The sequence below is a fragment of the Kitasatospora sp. NPDC001132 genome, from assembly GCF_053598415.1.
Map to the genome: position 1 here is coordinate 1 of NZ_JBSFKF010000062.1, position 13,934 is coordinate 13,934.

Consider the following 13,934-nt stretch of genomic DNA (forward strand, 5'->3'; position numbering starts at 1 on the left):
GCGGTGACGAAGGCCTGCCAGGCGGCGGTGGGGAAGAGGAGGGCGGGGCCGGAGGGGTCCTTGGAGTCGCGTACGGGGGTGACGTCGGCGAAGCCGTCGGCGACCTCGATGCAGGCACCGCCACCGGTGCCGCTGTACGAACTCTTGCGCCAGGAAACGTCAGTCAGGTCGACATCCACTCCAGGTCCCTCCTTGCCGCACGGATGAAAGCCAGCGATTCGGCCTGGCCATGGGCCTCGACCGTAAGCCGATCGTAGCTCTTGGTCAGGGAGGCAACTGACTTGACCACGGGCCTTCGGTGACGGTGTCACGAATCGCCGCGCCGCCCTGTCTCTCAGACGTGCCCCTGCTCGGGGCGCGCAGATCCGAACCTTTAAAGGAGCAACAACTGTGATCCAGTTCTGGTGGCCGCTGGCCGGCCTCGCCGTCATCCAGCTCGCGGACGCCGCGATGTGCCTCAAGCCGGTCGGCTTCATCCGCGACTGCCTGCGGGACGTCGGATTCCCCCGCAGGTTCTGGCCGCTCCTGCCGCTGCTCAAGACCGTGACGGCCGCAGGACTGGTCGCGGGCATCTGGTCCGCCCCGCTGGCGGTGCTGACCAGCGCCGTCGTCGTCTGCTACTTCCTCACCGCCGTGGGCATGCACATTCGCGCCCGCGATCTGGGACGCAACCTCTTCCTCAACGCCACCGGCATGCTCGTGCTCAGCACGGCCACCTTCGTATTCGCCTTGCAGAGCGCCTGAAAAAGTGTTGCGGGCGGGGGTTTCGGCAGCGCGGGTGGGCGCAGCTCGGCCCTGTCGCCTTGGGGTTGGGGCGGCGGGGCCGGTGGTCACGGTCAGTGGGTGTCGAACTCGCCGGTGCGGACGGCGGTGACGAAGGCCTGCCAGGCGGCGGTGGGGAAGAGGAGGGCGGGGCCGGAGGGGTCCTTGGAGTCGCGTACGGGGGTGACGTCGGCGAAGCCTTCGGCGACCTCCACACACTGGCCGCCGTTTGGACCGCTGTACGAACTCTTCCGCCAGGAAGCCTCCGTCAGGTCGACATCCACTCCAGGTCCCTCCTCACCGCACGCATGAAAGCCAACGATTCGGTCTGACCAAGGGCCTCGACCGCCAGCCGATCGTAGCTCTTGGTCAGCTCGGCAACCGACTTGGAATCGCGGTCGATGTAACCGCGCTGCTCAACCTCGCCGTAAGCGAGAACTCTGCGGTTCGGCATGGTAAGGAGGGTCGCCATGTGGGTGAACGGCCGGTTCGCGCCCAAGGTGAACGGGGCCACCTGGATAATCACGTTGGGTCGAGCAGACAGCTGCTCAAGATGAAGCAGCTGTTCAACCATGACGTCACGTCCGCCGACGACCCTCCTGAGGCAGGTCTCGTCCAGCACCACGTGCAGGACTGGGGGAGGGGTCCGCTGTAGGATTTGCTGCCGGGCCATCCTGAATTCGATGCGTTCGTTGGCCAGTTTCTGGGATGAGAGGCCCAGGTTGACGCTACCCATCTGGAGCGCGGTTGTGTACGCGCGGGTCTGCAGAAGTCCGGTGATGACGGTGGCCTCGAAGATGCGGATCTCTTCGGCAAGGGCCTCGTAGCGCGAGAACTCCGGAAAACCCTCCAGGATCGCGGCGTTCTTCAGCTGATACCACATCAGCAGCATCGTGCCGCCCGTGTCGAGCGCGATGTCGGAGAGCTCCGCAAGTTTGCGGCTCGGCGGCCGGTGCGCAAGTTCGATGTACGAGAGGTGCGAGGGGGAGCACCCGATGAGCGGCGCCAGCTCCTCCTGGAGGAGGTCCCTGGCCTCTCGGAAGGCCCTGAGCTGGATTCCGAAGGGCGCCCAGGGGCTCGACTCCGGGTCAATCTTCTTCTTGTTCATGGCAGCCCTCAACTCCCGTGGTGCCTCATGGCAAGTAGCAAGCCACTTCTGATCCTAGGGGACCTTGCGCCACCATATGTACAGAACGTGAAACTCCGATCGCAGAGGGTTCCATTCCCATGCCCCACGACCAACTCCCGCGCCTCCACGGCTACGGCGTCCGCTGGGACCCGGAGGCCGACCGCTACCGGGTCCGCAACGAGATGACCGGCGAGTGGCTGCGCCGGCCCGGTGGTGACCTGGCCGCCTTCGTCTTCTTCGGCGACGCCTACAGCGCCTGGCGGGCCTTCGAGGTCCACAAGCGCCCCGGGGAGCGGTGATGTCCACCCTCTCCCGCGCCACCGCCGAGCAGCGCCGCAACGCCGCCGACGTCCTGGACGACCTCACCACCGTCCTCGCGCTCGGCGGCGTCCACCTTCCCACCCTCGAAGTCGACTGGGAAACCGGCCGCCTGACGTGCAGCTACCTGCTGCACCTCACCGCCCGCCCCGTCGACCTCCTGCGCATGGTCGACCTGCTCCGCAAGGGCCTGCGCTACGAGCGCCTCACCTTCGACGTCTGAAAGCGACCCCCGATGCACGACCCCCGCCTGCTCGCCAAGCCCCCCGTCTGCCGGCTCGGCTGCCTCGTCCTGATCCGCAACCAGCGCGGCGACGTCCTGCTCGTCGACCCGGACTACATGGACGGCATGATCCTCCCGGGCGGCTCCGCCCGCCCCAACGAGCCCCCGCACCTGGCCGCCGCCCGCCACCTCCACGCGGACACCGGGCTGATCGTGCGTCTCACCGACATCCTCGCCGTCGACTTCACCCCCGCCGACCGCTACCTGCAGCGCCTCAACCTGGTCTTCGACGGCGGCACCGTCCCCGACAGCACCCGGATCACCGTCCCGTCGCAGCGCAGGAGCGGCCTGCTCGGTGCCCGCTTCGTCCCCGCCCCGGACCTGCCGGACTTCATGGCCCCCTCCCAGGCCGCCCGCGCCACCGAGGCCCTCGCCCACCGCTCCCTGCCCGTCCTGCTCCACGGCCAGCGGGCCGCGTGACGGCCGGTGAACACGCCTCGGCCCGGCGCGGACTCCCGCGCCGGGCCGAGGCGTTGCCGCCGGGTCAGTCCAGGGCGAGGAAGCTGCCGACGTTCTCGTCCGGCCGGAACTCGCCCGGCCCGAGCGGGTTGAGGATCCTCGTCATGCAGTTGCCGTCGGGGAACAGCAGGATGGTGCCGCTGGTCCGGTTGGCGATCGCGGTGTCGGGGCCGAGGCCGGGGTAGCACCGGCCGGCCTGCGGGTCCCGGACCTGCTTGAAGTTGCTGCCGCTCTCCATGATCACGACGCCGGGGGCCGCCGAGGCCGCCGTGACGTTGACGAGGGACAGGGCGAGGACGCCGGCGGTGACCGCGAGGACGGAGCGGGCGCTGAAGCGCATGCGCATGAGGACTCCCGTACTTGGGTTCTGCGGGGGTGTTGCCGGGTGCTTCGAGGCCCCGAACCGGTGGGCACCTCGTCGCTCCCGGCGACGGTCTGCCCCGTTTCGCGACTGTCCCTCTCCACAAGCCCGCTGGTTCACCTGAACAGCGGTCGTGCACCTGCCGCAACGCGCTGCCCACCCGGACATGCCCCCGGGCCCGGCGCGGAACCCCCGCGCCGGGCCGGAGGGTTGTCCCGCAACTGCCCTCGCGGGTTCGTGGGGTGGAGCTGCGAAGGGACGCAGCGTTCCTGCGCCGCACCCTCCCCGATCCGTTCGCGCACCGGCGCCAGTGGCGCACGGAGTTCTGGTGGTATCGCCGCCTGGCCGAAAGGTCGGAGTGGGGGTGAAGGGAGGGACCTGCGGTCGGCCCCGCACCAAGAGGGGAAGATCGCGGCCAAGACTGTTGTGATCGCGGGGTCGGACCCGTTCCGGGCCGTGCGCCTCACTGGGTCGAATGAATCAATTCCCTGCCATCGCAAGGGAATGAGGGTTCTCTGAGTGTGCTTATCGGGTCGACCCGGATACCGCCGGGGGCCGCCGGGCCCGAGACTCGGAGGTATGCGCATCACTCGGGCCGGTTGGACCGTCATGACGGTGCTCTCCACGCTGATCGTCGTCGTCTCCGCCAAGTACCTCAGCTTCGACCCGTCCACGTTCTTCCGCCACCAGCGCGCCACCTATCTGATCCACCAACTCCCGCTCTACATCCACATCTTCGGCGCCGTCACCGCCCTCGCGGTCGGGCCGTGGCAGTTCTCCCGCCGCCTGCGCGAGCGCCGACCGAGCCTGCACCGCCGGACCGGCGCCACCTACCTGCTCGCCTGCCTGGTCGGCGCGGCGGGGGCGCTGCTGCTGGTACCGGTCGCGTACGGGGGCGCCGTCACCGGGGCCGGGTTCGGGTGCCTGGCCGTGGCCTGGCTGGTGACCGGCGGCGCCGGGCTGCGGGCCGTCCTGGACGGCCGGGTGGCCGACCACCGCCGCTGGATGGTCCGCAGCTTCGCGCTGACCTTCGCCGCCGTCACGCTGCGCCTCATGCTGCTCGCCGCCACCGCCTTGCACCTGGACTTCCGTACCTCCTACACCGCGATCGCCTGGCTGTGCTGGGTGCCCAACCTGCTGCTGGCCTGCCGGCTCACCCGCACCCGGACTGCCGCCGAGGCATGACTGACCGGGGCTCAGGTGCGGGTGCAGACGTGGGTGGTGGGCTTGCCGCCCGAGGTGTGGGCGATGGTCAGGACGTTGTTCGCGTAGCGGACGTCCAGCTTGTCCTTGCTGCTCGCGGCGGTGGCGCCGGGCGGTGCCCAGGGGAAGGTCAGTTGGACGGTGTCGCCCACGGCGTCCGGGACCTGGAGGGCCTCGGGGTGCCCGGCCATCAGCTTCTCGGGGCCCTCGAAGAGGCTCAGCGACAGGTGCCCGCCACGCAGCAGCAGGCTGCCGCGCCAGGTGACGGGCTTGCCGCCGAGGTCGTCCCAGACGAGCGTCCAGCCGCCGTTGCGGCCGCTGGACTCGATGGTGATCCTTCCGTGGGCCTTGTCGCCGCGGGTGCTGGTGGACTCGATCGCCCAGGTGCCGGTCACGAAGGCGTCGAAGATGCGTTCGCCGACGGTGGGCTTGGCGGCGGGGGTGGAGGCCGCTGGGGCCGAGGGGGTGGGGGAGTCGGCGGGGGTGGGAGTGCCGGCCGGGGGAGCGGCGTCGGTCCGGGTGTCGGTGCCGCCCCCGCCCCCGCTGCTGGAGCAGGCGGCGACCAGCGCGGACCCCACCCCGAGCGCGAGGTAGCGCAGGGCGTTGCGCCGGCCGATGACGCGTGCGGCGGCGTCGAGCCGGCGGAACTGGTCGAGGTGACGGCTGTTCATGCTTCCCCCGTTGGCGGTTCGTTGATCAAGTCGGGGAGTCTAGCCCGGGTTAGCCCGGACGGGCACCGGCATTCCTCCGCCCGGGTCGCCGAAGCCGTCCACCCGTCCACGGGAAGGGTGGTTCGGGCACGTATCGGAGGTTGGCACGGGGAGCAGCCCCCGCCGACGCCAGTCCGACCCCCACATCCTCAGGAGGCCGCCGTGGCTCGCACGAAGTCCCTCGCCCTGACCGCTCTGACCGCCGTCACCGTCCTGTCCGCGAGTGCCGCCGTCGCCTTCGCCGACGGCGGGCCCGCCGTCAAGCCGGGCGTCGTCGTCCCCCATGACCAGGCCGCCGCCGACCCGGCCCTGCTGGCCGCGCACACCCCGGTCTTCGGCAACCCCGTCGACGTGCCCGCGGGCGGCCACGGGATCGCCACCGTGACCTGCCCGTCCGGTCAGGTGCCCACCGGCGGTGGCGGCCAGACCAGCGGCTTCGACATCTTCTTCACCGACTCCTACCCGAGCGGCAGCTCCTGGGTCATCCGCGGCACCAACACCGGCACCACGACCCAGGCCCTGTCGGCGAACGCCGTGTGCACCACCCCCTGACCTCTCGGGTGAACGGCCCGGGTCCGGCGTCTTCGGGCCCGGGCCGTTCCGTGTCCGGGGGGGGCCGGGGGCCGGGGGCCCGGGGGCGGGGCCTATGCCCGCGGTTCCGGCAGCAGTCCGAGGCCGGAGAGCGGGCCGAGGTGGGCGAGCTTGTCGGGGTTGGAGACGGCGTGGACGGCCCGCACCGCGCCGTCGGCGTCGACGTCCAGCCCGATGACGCTGGCCACGCGCCGTTCGGCGTCGTACACCACCGCCCCGGGGCGGCCGTTGACCCGCGCCGGGACGAGGTGCGCGCCCAGGCGGCGCAGGCGGCGCAGGCCGCCGACGAGCAGTTGGGCGACGCGGCGCGGGTCGGTGAGGCAGTGGGCGAGCGCGCGGGCCTTGCCGCCGCCGTCGCCGCGGAAGGCGACGTCGGGGGCGAGCAGGCCGAGCAGGGCGTCCAGGTCGCCGCCCTCGGCGGCCGCGAAGAAGCGGCGGGCCAGCTCCTCGCCCTCCGCGCGGCGCGCCGGGCAAGCAGGGGCGTCGTCCTTGAGGGCCAGGCGCTTGCGGGCACGGGCGAGGATCTGACGGCAGTTCGCCTCGCTGCGGCCGACCATCCCGGCGACCTCCGGGTAGCCGTACCCGAACGCCTCGCGCAGCGTGAACACCGCGCGCTCGACCGGGGAGAGGGCCTCCAGCAGCACCAGGAACGCCATCGACAGCGAGTCGGCCAGCTCGGCGTGCTCGGCCGGGCCGGGACGCTCGGCGGTGCTGACGACGGGCTCGGGCAGCCACTGGCCGACGTAGGTCTCGCGGCGCACCCGGGCGGACGTGAGGTGGTTGATGCCCAGGCGGGTGACGGCCGTGGTCAGGTACGCCCTGGGGGCGGCGATCGCGGTGCCGGCCCGCTCGGCGCGGGCGAGGCCGAGGAAGGCGTCCTGGACGAGGTCCTCGGCGTCTCCGACCGAGCCCGTCATCCCGTAGGCGATGGAGAACAGCAGCGGCCGGTACCCGGCGGCCGTGCCCGCCGCATCCGTCCCACCCGCCACATCCATGCCACCCGCACCCGTCCTGCCCGTCCCACTCGTCATGGAATCCCCCTGTCCTGAGCGTGGTCGGCAGGTTATCCGAGGCCCGTCCGCTCGCACCGGCGGGCGGTGTGGCGCAGGTCACTTCGGGGGCTGTCACAAAGCGGCGGGCTGTCTTGTCTTCATGACAGCAACGGAAACACCGACCGAGGAGCACACCATGGAACCCCGCCTGGACGTCTTCACCAACCCGATCCTGGGCAAGGTCGTCAAGCACCTGATCGCGGCCAGCAAGCCCACCACCGAGTCGAGCCTGCCGCTGGCCGTCCAGGAGCTGGTGCGGCTGCGCGCCAGCCAGATCAACGGCTGCGGCCCCTGCGTCGACATGCACTTCAAGGAGGCCGTGCACGCCGGGGAGGACCCGGCGCGCCTGAACATGGTCGCCGTCTGGCGCGAGGCCACCGTGTTCACCGACGCCGAGCGCGCCGCGCTGGAGCTCGCCGAGGAGGGCACCCGGATCGCCGACGCGGCCGGCGGGGTGAGCGACGAGGCGTGGGCGAACGCCGCCAAGTACTACGACGAGGAGCAGCTGGCGGCGCTGGTCTGCGTGATCGCGATCATCAACGCCTTCAACCGGGCCAATGTGATGATCCGTCAGCCCGGTGGCACCTACGAGGTGGGCATGTACGGCCACTGACCGGTTCCCGGGGCCCCTTCCCCGACTGTCCCTCCGCGCAGGGGCGGTCGGGCCGGGGCCGCCCGGCGAACTGCCGGGCCGCCGCGCCGTGGTGGGGCGGGGTCAGCGGCGCGGGCCGGCGACGAGGTCGCTGAGGCGGACCACGGTGATGTCGAGCTGGCCGTGCCCGTCCTCCCAGCCCGCGACGGCTTCGCAGCCCTCGTCCTCCAGACCGCACGCCGTGGCGTCCTCCGCCAGGGGCATCAGGCCCTCGTCGCCGTCGGTGCAGAAGAAGCCGAGGTGGGCGCGGAGCCCGGGGTGGGGTATCGCGGCCAGGGCCTCCTGCCAGTCCTCCTCGGGCTCCGCCGAGAAGGGCGTCAGCTCCTCGGGGGTGCGGCCGGCGCCGAGGGCGGCGCGCAGGGCGTCCAGGAGGGTGCCGTCGCAGACGAGCCGGGCGAAGCGGACGCTCCAGGCGCCGGCCAGGGCGGGGGAGGCGAGGTCGACGCCGTACCGCTCGGCCAGCGCGCCGAGGTCGGCGCCGCGCACGAGGGCGCGGGTGAAGCAGGCGGCCTCGACGGCGGCGGCGAAGCCCTCCGGCAGGTCCGCCCGCGGCGCGTCGGACGGCCGGAACTCGAAGAGCGACCGGCTCGCGTCGAAGTCCGGGGTCCGCTCGGCCTCGTCGAACAGGTAGAGATCCGCGGCGACCGGGTGCTCGCCGCGCAGGGCCGCCGGGTGCACCCAGGCGGCGTCGCGTTCGAAGCCGGACTCGTCCATCAGGTTGCCGCTGACGCGGGCGGCGTAGACGGCCTTCGGGTCGTACTCCTCCAGGGGCCGGCCGAGCAGGACGGCGAAGGCCTCGGCGAGCAGGCGGTCCCAGTCGGCGTCCGGGGCAGGGGAGTTCACGGGTGCGGTGGGGGCAGTGGTCATGGCGGTACCGTAGCGGCGCCCGCCGACAGCGCCGTGCCCCGGCCGGACAGCGCGCCGTCGACCCTCGGCGGCGGGAAGGCGGTGGCCGTCGTCCACTACGGCTACGCGAAGCCCGCACCGGCCGCGGAGGACACCGCACGCCCCGCGGCGGTCCCCGCCGTCGGCCCCGCCGTCGGCCCACACCCCGGGATCCGCCTACCTCCGGCCCCGGTTGTGCCCGTCGCGCATCGGACCGTGCCGGTCGCCGAGCAGGGCCGAGCCGGGGGCGGGCAAGGGGCCCGGGCAAGGGGCCCGGGGAAGGGGTCCGGGGCAGGCGCCGCCGGTTCAGTCCAGCACCGCCGCCACCGTCCACGGCGTCCAGTGCCCCGCCGCGCCCGGCCGGGTGGCGAGGTAGCCGGCGGTGCGCCAGGGGCCCCAGCCGTGGGACTCGGCCAGCCCGGCGGCCAGGGTGCGCAGGTAGGGCGGGGTGGGGGCGTTGAGCTCGGCGCCGGCCACGCCCCGGGCGGAGGTGAAGGTCAGCAGCGGGTGCCCGTCCGACTCGCCGACGCGCAGCAGGGTCTCGTAGCGCCCCGGGCCCAGTTCGGCGCGCCCGGTGGCGAGCACCGTGGTGAGGTCGAGGTCGGCGCCGGGGGAGCGGCGCATCTCCTGCGCGACGATGTCACTGAACTGATCGACCGTCACCAGATAGGCGCGACACGGAACTTCTCCGCTGCCACCCGGGTCGTAGAAGGCCGAGCCGCCGCCCCAGGTGGGCGAGCGCCCGGCGAAGTAGAGCGTGCCCGGCAGCGCGGTGGCCACCGTCCGGCGCGGCGCGCCGGGGTCGCGGCTGCCGGGCTGGGCCTGCGCGGCGCCGTCCGGGCACCCGCCGCGCAGGTAGCAGGCGAGGCGGGCGGCGTGCAGGTTCGAGCCGTACGCCACGTACCAGACGAGCACGCTCCCGTTCCGGCCGCCGGCACTCTTCCGGGGGCCGCCACCGTCAGTGGAATCCCAGCCGGAGCGGCCTTTTCCTGGCCCGTTCACAGCGAGGCTCCGCAGTGCGGGGTGCGAAAGACTCCCACATGAAGATGTGAAAACCGTGAACAGCCCGATGATCCGACCGGAACCCCCCGATTCGGCGGTGTCCCCCTCACTACCTGTACCGTTCCGGTCGCCATGGCGTTCATCACCCTTCCCGCTCCCGTCGCGCTGCTCCGGTATTCGGCGATTACTCTGCACCAGCGAAAACGAGCGAAAACCCGCGAAATGTCATTCGATTCATACCGTCGTCGCTCCCTTGCGACATCGATGATGAGAATTTCCTTTGATCCAATCCTCGCTGCATCCAGCCGACTCCCAGCCGAGTCATGGTGAGTGGGCGCTCTCCCGCAGGTGACCACCCGTCACCCGGCACCACCCCCGTACAGCCGCCCGGCCGTACACCCGCACACCCGTACGCGCCCCCAGGACCCCGGAACCAAGGAAACCCATCCATGGACGCACGCCCCGACACAGCCGGCCCAGGCACACTGCACCGCCCCCACCAGGGCCCCGCGGCCGGCTGGCCGGTGGCCCAGGCCGCCCACCCCCGCAGCCTGCTCGACGTCATCGCCGCCACCGCCGACGCCCACCCCCACGCGCCCGCGCTCGACACCGGCGACACCGTCCTCGACTACCGCGCCCTGCTCCACGAGGTCGACACCCTCGCCGGACAACTCGCCGCCCGCGGCATCGGCCGCGGCGACCGGGTCGGGATCCGCATCCCCTCCGGCACCGCCGACCTCTACACCGCCATCCTCGCCGTGCTGCGCTGCGGCGCCGCCTACGTCCCCGTCGACGCCGACGACCCCGACGAGCGCGCCGAGATGATCTGGCAGGACGCCGCCGTCTGCGCCGTCCTCGGCCCCGGCCGCGCCCTGCACGCCGGCCCCGCCGCCCACCCCTCGGGCCGCCCCGCCTGGCCCGCCCCCGCCGACGACGCCTGGATCATCTTCACCTCCGGCACCACCGGCCGCCCCAAGGGCGTCGCCGTCACCCACCGCAGCGCCGCCGCCTTCGTCGACGCCGAGGCCCGCCTGTTCCTGCAGACCCGCCCGCTCGGCCCCGGCGACCGCGTCCTCGCCGGACTCTCCGTCGCCTTCGACGCCTCCTGCGAGGAGATGTGGCTCGCCTGGCGCCACGGCGCCTGCCTCGTCCCCGCCCCCCGAGCCCTCGTCAAGGCCGGCACCGACCTCGGCCCCTGGCTCGTCACCCGGCGCATCACCGCCGTCTCCACCGTCCCCACCCTGCTCGCCCTGTGGCCGCAGGAGTGCCTGGACGCCGTCCGCCTGATCATCGTCGGCGGCGAGGCCTGCCCCGCCGAACTCGTCGAACGCCTCGCCGTCGAGGGCCGAGAGTTCTGGAACACCTACGGCCCCACCGAGACCACCGTCGTCGCCACCGCCGCCCGCATGCTCCCCGGCAAGCCCGTACGCATCGGCGCCCCCCTCGACGGCTGGGAGATCGCCGTCGTCGACCAGGCCGGCAACCCCGTCCCCTGGCACGCCACCGGCGAACTGCTCATCACCGGCGTCGGCACCGCCCGCTACCTCGACCCCGCCAAGGACGCCGAGAAGTTCAGCGCCCACCCCGCCCTCACCTCACCCCGCGTCTACCGCAGCGGCGACCTCGTCCGCAACGACCCCGACGGCCTCGTCTTCCTCGGCCGCGCCGACGACCAGGTCAAACTCGGCGGCCGCCGCATCGAACTCGGCGAGATCGACGCCGCCCTCCAAGCCCTGCCCGGCATCCGCGCCGCCGCCGCGGCCGTCCGCAAGACCCCCGCCGGCGCCGACCTCCTCGTCGGCTACCTCGTCGCCCACCCCGGCACCACCCCCGACCTCACCACCGCCCGCCGGCACCTGCTCGAACGCCTGCCCGCCCCGCTGGTGCCCGTCCTCGCCCTCGTCGACTCCCTGCCCACCCGCACCTCCGGCAAGGTCGACCGGGGCGCCCTGCCCTGGCCGCTCGCCACCACCGGAACCGCCACTCCCACCGAGAGCCTCGACGGCACCGCCGGCTGGCTCGCCGGCCACTGGGAACGCCTGCTCGGCACACCCCCCGGCCCCGGCGACGACTTCTTCGCCCTCGGCGGCTCCAGCCTCACCGCCGCCCGCCTCGTCTCCGAACTGCGCACCCGCCACAGCGGCGTCTCCGTCGCCGACCTGTACGCCCACCCCGTCCTCACCGACCTCGCCGCCTACCTCGACACCCTCACCCCCACCACCCCACCCGAGGCCACCGCCACCGCCGCCACCGCGGCCGTCCGCGCCCGCACCGTACGCCGCACCCCCCGCAGCGCCGGCCTGTGGCAGACCCTGCTCCTGCTCGGCATGTTCTCCCTCGCCGGACTGCGCTGGATCCTCGTCCTCATCGCCCTCGACAACCTCACCGGCAGCCACCTCGCCTGGGCCCCCCACAGCTCCTGGTGGCCCGTCGCCGCCGGACTCCTCCTCCTCTACAGCGCCCCCGGCCGCACCCTGCTCGCCGCCGCCGGCGCCCGCCTGCTCACCGCCGGCATCCGCCCCGGCAGCCACCCCCGCGGCGGCCACGTCCACCTGCGCCTGTGGGCCGCCGAACGCCACACCGCCATGTTCGCCACCGCCGCCCTCGCCGGCACCCCCTGGGCCCCCCGCTACGCCCGCGCACTCGGCTGCCGCGTCGGCCCCGGCGTCCAACTCCACACCCTGCCCCCCGTCACCGGCCTCGCCCGCATCGGCGCCAACGCCTGCGTCGAACCCGAAGCCGACCTCGCCGGCTGGTGGCTCGACGGCGACACCCTCCACGTCGGCCACCTCGACATCGGCGAAGGCGCCCGCATCGGCCACCGCGCCACCCTCATGCCCGGCGCCCGCATCGGCGCCCGCGCCGAGATCGCCCCCGGCTCCTGCGTCACCGCCACCGTCCCCCCGGGCGAACACTGGACCGGCTCCCCGGCCCGCCCCACCACCGACGCCCCCACCGACTGGCCGTCAGCCCCGGCCCCCGTCTCCCGCGGCTGGAACCTCGCCTACGGCGCCGGCTTCGCCGTCCTCGGCCTCGTCCCCATCCTCGCCGCCCTGCCCGCCCTGCTCATCGTCTACCCGATGATCGACACCGACGCCACCCTCGCCGACGCCCTCGTCCAACTCCTGCCCGCCACCATCCCCCTCGCCGCCCTCACCCTCGCCTGCTACGCCACCCTCATAGCGCTCCTCGTACGCCTCCTCTCCCGCCCGCTGCGCCCCGGCTTCCACCCCGCCACCGGCCGCGTCGCCTTCTGCGCCTGGGCCGTCAGCCGCCTCAGCGACACCGCCCGGCGCACCCTCTTCCCCTTCTACGCCAGCCTCTTCACCCCCGTGTGGCTGCGCCTGCTCGGCGCCCGTGTCGGACGGCGCGTCGAAGCCTCCACCGTGCTCGCCCTGCCCGGCCTGATGCGCGTCGACGACGGCGCCTTCCTCGCCGACGACACCCTCGTCGCCCCCTACGAGCTGCGCGGCGGCTGGCTCCACCTCGGCCCCTCCCACGTCGGACGCCGCTCCTTCGTCGGCAACTCCGGCATCGTCGGCCCCGACCGCCACCTGCCCGCCGGCTCCCTCGTCGGCGTCCTGTCCGACACCCCCGCCCACGCCCCCGAAGGCTCCTCCTGGCTCGGCCGCCCCGCCTTCGCCCTGCCCCGCGTCGCCGACACCGGCGCCGAAGGCCGCACCTACGACCCGCCCCGGCGCCTGATGTGGGCCCGCGCCGGCGTCGAACTCTGCCGACTGCTGCCGATCGTCCTCGCCGCCCTGCTCGGCGACCTCGTCCTCGCCGCCCTCCAGGAACTGCGCGACGACTACGGACTCGGCACCGCCCTCGCCGCCGCCGGACTCGTCCTCACCGCCGCCGCCGTCGTCGCCTGCGCCGTCACCACCGCCGCCAAATGGCTGCTCGTCGGCCGCTTCCGCGTCGCCGAACACCCCCTGTGGTCCTCCTTCGTGTGGCGCAACGAGCTCTACGACACCTTCGTCGAGGAACTCGCCATGCCCTTCGGCGGCCACACCATCACCGGCACCCCCTACCTCAACGCCTGGCTGCGCAGCCTCGGCGCCCGCATCGGACGCGGCGTGTGGTGCGAGACCCACTGGCTGCCCGAGACCGACCTCGTCACCGTCGAAGCCGGCGCCAGCGTCAACCGCGGCACCGTCCTGCAGACCCACCTCTTCCACGACCGGGTGATGCGCCTGGGCCCCGTCCACCTCGCCGCCGGCTCCACCACCGGCCCGCACTCCATCGTCCTGCTCAACTCCACCCTCGGCGCCGGCACCACCGTCGGCCCCGCCTCCCTCGTCATGCGCGGCGAGAACGTCCCCGGCGCCACCCGCTGGCTCGGCAACCCCGTCGCCGCCTGGAACGCCGACCCCACCCCGCCCGCCGGGCGCCGCCGCGGCCGCGGCCGCGCCCGGGCCACCGCCGGGGTGTGACCGGGATCACCCTCCGGGGCCGATGAGTTCGCGGTGGGGGGGCGGGGGCCCCCCCCGGCCCCCCCCCGCGATCGGGATGTGCCCCCACCAG

The 13,934-nt window shown here is 73.4% G+C and carries 16 protein-coding genes; 8 read left to right on the forward strand and 8 right to left on the reverse strand.

Annotated features, from left to right (window positions below):
- The coding region (locus ACWDBE_RS38160; protein WP_449810271.1) for a DUF397 domain-containing protein at positions 1-476 on the reverse strand (476 nt) is incomplete at its 3' end.
- Here ACWDBE_RS38160 and ACWDBE_RS38165 point away from each other — a divergent pair.
- Positions 391-744, forward strand: coding sequence for a DoxX family protein (locus ACWDBE_RS38165; RefSeq protein ID WP_449810272.1), 354 nt, complete (start codon positions 391-393; stop codon positions 742-744). The two genes, ACWDBE_RS38160 and ACWDBE_RS38165, sit on opposite strands and share 86 nt — an antisense overlap.
- A 92-nt stretch (positions 745-836) precedes the next feature.
- On the opposite strand, the gene ACWDBE_RS38170 is transcribed toward ACWDBE_RS38165, so the two are convergent.
- Together ACWDBE_RS38170 and ACWDBE_RS38175 are read right to left on the reverse strand one after the other, a co-directional pair.
- The gene (locus tag ACWDBE_RS38170; RefSeq protein WP_449810273.1) at positions 837-1,046 is read right to left on the reverse strand and encodes a DUF397 domain-containing protein; all 210 of its coding nucleotides are present in this window, start codon (positions 1,044-1,046) and stop codon (positions 837-839) included.
- Positions 1,031-1,870: a helix-turn-helix domain-containing protein gene (locus ACWDBE_RS38175; RefSeq protein WP_449810274.1), complete on the reverse strand. Its 840-nt coding sequence runs from the start codon at positions 1,868-1,870 to the stop codon at positions 1,031-1,033. The genes ACWDBE_RS38170 and ACWDBE_RS38175 overlap by 16 nt, the downstream gene beginning before the upstream one ends.
- Before the next feature lie 119 nt (positions 1,871-1,989).
- Between ACWDBE_RS38175 and ACWDBE_RS38180 the strand changes: the two genes are divergently transcribed.
- From ACWDBE_RS38180 to ACWDBE_RS38190, 3 genes are read left to right on the forward strand one after another with little or no spacing between them, the layout of a single operon-like run.
- Positions 1,990-2,190 (forward strand): hypothetical protein, encoded by a 201-nt coding sequence (locus tag ACWDBE_RS38180; protein WP_449791960.1) that lies wholly within the window; start codon positions 1,990-1,992, stop codon positions 2,188-2,190.
- A complete protein-coding gene (locus ACWDBE_RS38185; RefSeq protein ID WP_449810275.1) occupies positions 2,190-2,432 on the forward strand; it encodes a hypothetical protein in 243 nt (80 codons plus the stop codon). Before ACWDBE_RS38180 ends, ACWDBE_RS38185 begins: the two co-directional genes overlap by 1 nt.
- Positions 2,433-2,444: 12 nt before the next feature.
- Positions 2,445-2,912, forward strand: coding sequence for an NUDIX domain-containing protein (locus tag ACWDBE_RS38190; protein WP_449810276.1), 468 nt, complete (start codon positions 2,445-2,447; stop codon positions 2,910-2,912).
- 64 nt (positions 2,913-2,976) lie between these two features.
- On the opposite strand, the gene ACWDBE_RS38195 is transcribed toward ACWDBE_RS38190, so the two are convergent.
- Positions 2,977-3,297 (reverse strand): hypothetical protein, encoded by a 321-nt coding sequence (locus ACWDBE_RS38195; RefSeq protein ID WP_449791957.1) that lies wholly within the window; start codon positions 3,295-3,297, stop codon positions 2,977-2,979.
- Positions 3,298-3,891: 594 nt separating this feature from the next.
- Here ACWDBE_RS38195 and ACWDBE_RS38200 point away from each other — a divergent pair.
- Positions 3,892-4,497 carry a DUF2306 domain-containing protein gene (locus ACWDBE_RS38200; RefSeq protein ID WP_449810277.1) on the forward strand — a complete coding sequence of 202 codons (606 nt, stop codon included), beginning with the start codon at positions 3,892-3,894 and terminating at the stop codon, positions 4,495-4,497.
- An 11-nt stretch (positions 4,498-4,508) separates the two neighbouring features.
- Here ACWDBE_RS38200 and ACWDBE_RS38205 read toward each other — a convergent pair whose 3' ends face one another.
- Positions 4,509-5,186 carry a hypothetical protein gene (locus ACWDBE_RS38205; RefSeq protein ID WP_449810278.1) on the reverse strand — a complete coding sequence of 226 codons (678 nt, stop codon included), beginning with the start codon at positions 5,184-5,186 and terminating at the stop codon, positions 4,509-4,511.
- Positions 5,187-5,387: 201 nt separating this feature from the next.
- Between ACWDBE_RS38205 and ACWDBE_RS38210 the strand changes: the two genes are divergently transcribed.
- Positions 5,388-5,777, forward strand: coding sequence for a hypothetical protein (locus ACWDBE_RS38210; RefSeq protein ID WP_449791954.1), 390 nt, complete (start codon positions 5,388-5,390; stop codon positions 5,775-5,777).
- Positions 5,778-5,869: 92 nt separating this feature from the next.
- Here ACWDBE_RS38210 and sigJ read toward each other — a convergent pair whose 3' ends face one another.
- The gene (gene sigJ / locus ACWDBE_RS38215; protein ID WP_449810279.1) at positions 5,870-6,811 is read right to left on the reverse strand and encodes an RNA polymerase sigma factor SigJ; all 942 of its coding nucleotides are present in this window, start codon (positions 6,809-6,811) and stop codon (positions 5,870-5,872) included.
- A gap of 193 nt (positions 6,812-7,004) precedes the next feature.
- Here sigJ and ACWDBE_RS38220 point away from each other — a divergent pair, with 193 nt between their 5' ends.
- Complete coding sequence (locus tag ACWDBE_RS38220) at positions 7,005-7,481, forward strand: carboxymuconolactone decarboxylase family protein (RefSeq protein ID WP_449791952.1); 477 nt, start codon at positions 7,005-7,007, stop codon at positions 7,479-7,481.
- A gap of 102 nt (positions 7,482-7,583) precedes the next feature.
- Here ACWDBE_RS38220 and ACWDBE_RS38225 read toward each other — a convergent pair whose 3' ends face one another.
- Together ACWDBE_RS38225 and ACWDBE_RS38230 are read right to left on the reverse strand one after the other, a co-directional pair.
- Entirely contained in the window at positions 7,584-8,387 is an 804-nt protein-coding gene (locus tag ACWDBE_RS38225; RefSeq protein WP_449810280.1) for a hypothetical protein, read from the reverse strand.
- Positions 8,388-8,711: 324 nt separating this feature from the next.
- The gene (locus ACWDBE_RS38230; protein WP_449791943.1) at positions 8,712-9,320 is read right to left on the reverse strand and encodes a histone deacetylase; all 609 of its coding nucleotides are present in this window, start codon (positions 9,318-9,320) and stop codon (positions 8,712-8,714) included.
- A gap of 536 nt (positions 9,321-9,856) precedes the next feature.
- Between ACWDBE_RS38230 and ACWDBE_RS38235 the strand changes: the two genes are divergently transcribed.
- The gene (locus ACWDBE_RS38235; protein ID WP_449791942.1) at positions 9,857-13,843 is read left to right on the forward strand and encodes a Pls/PosA family non-ribosomal peptide synthetase; all 3,987 of its coding nucleotides are present in this window, start codon (positions 9,857-9,859) and stop codon (positions 13,841-13,843) included.
- Positions 13,844-13,934: the final 91 nt, after the last annotated feature.

What these genes read in the sequence shown, in the direction of transcription:
- ACWDBE_RS38175 (WP_449810274.1), bottom strand. Translation starts at nt 1,870, where the DNA reads ATGAACAAGAAGAAGATTGACCCGGAGTCGAGCCCCTGGGCGCCCTTC.
- ACWDBE_RS38180 (WP_449791960.1), top strand. Translation starts at nt 1,990, where the DNA reads ATGCCCCACGACCAACTCCCGCGCCTCCACGGCTACGGCGTCCGCTGG.
- ACWDBE_RS38185 (WP_449810275.1), top strand. Translation starts at nt 2,190, where the DNA reads ATGTCCACCCTCTCCCGCGCCACCGCCGAGCAGCGCCGCAACGCCGCC.
- ACWDBE_RS38190 (WP_449810276.1), top strand. Translation starts at nt 2,445, where the DNA reads ATGCACGACCCCCGCCTGCTCGCCAAGCCCCCCGTCTGCCGGCTCGGC.
- ACWDBE_RS38195 (WP_449791957.1), bottom strand. Translation starts at nt 3,297, where the DNA reads ATGCGCATGCGCTTCAGCGCCCGCTCCGTCCTCGCGGTCACCGCCGGC.
- ACWDBE_RS38200 (WP_449810277.1), top strand. Translation starts at nt 3,892, where the DNA reads ATGCGCATCACTCGGGCCGGTTGGACCGTCATGACGGTGCTCTCCACG.
- ACWDBE_RS38205 (WP_449810278.1), bottom strand. Translation starts at nt 5,186, where the DNA reads ATGAACAGCCGTCACCTCGACCAGTTCCGCCGGCTCGACGCCGCCGCA.
- sigJ (WP_449810279.1), bottom strand. Translation starts at nt 6,811, where the DNA reads ATGGATGTGGCGGGTGGGACGGATGCGGCGGGCACGGCCGCCGGGTAC.
- ACWDBE_RS38220 (WP_449791952.1), top strand. Translation starts at nt 7,005, where the DNA reads ATGGAACCCCGCCTGGACGTCTTCACCAACCCGATCCTGGGCAAGGTC.
- ACWDBE_RS38225 (WP_449810280.1), bottom strand. Translation starts at nt 8,387, where the DNA reads ATGACCACTGCCCCCACCGCACCCGTGAACTCCCCTGCCCCGGACGCC.
- ACWDBE_RS38235 (WP_449791942.1), top strand. Translation starts at nt 9,857, where the DNA reads ATGGACGCACGCCCCGACACAGCCGGCCCAGGCACACTGCACCGCCCC.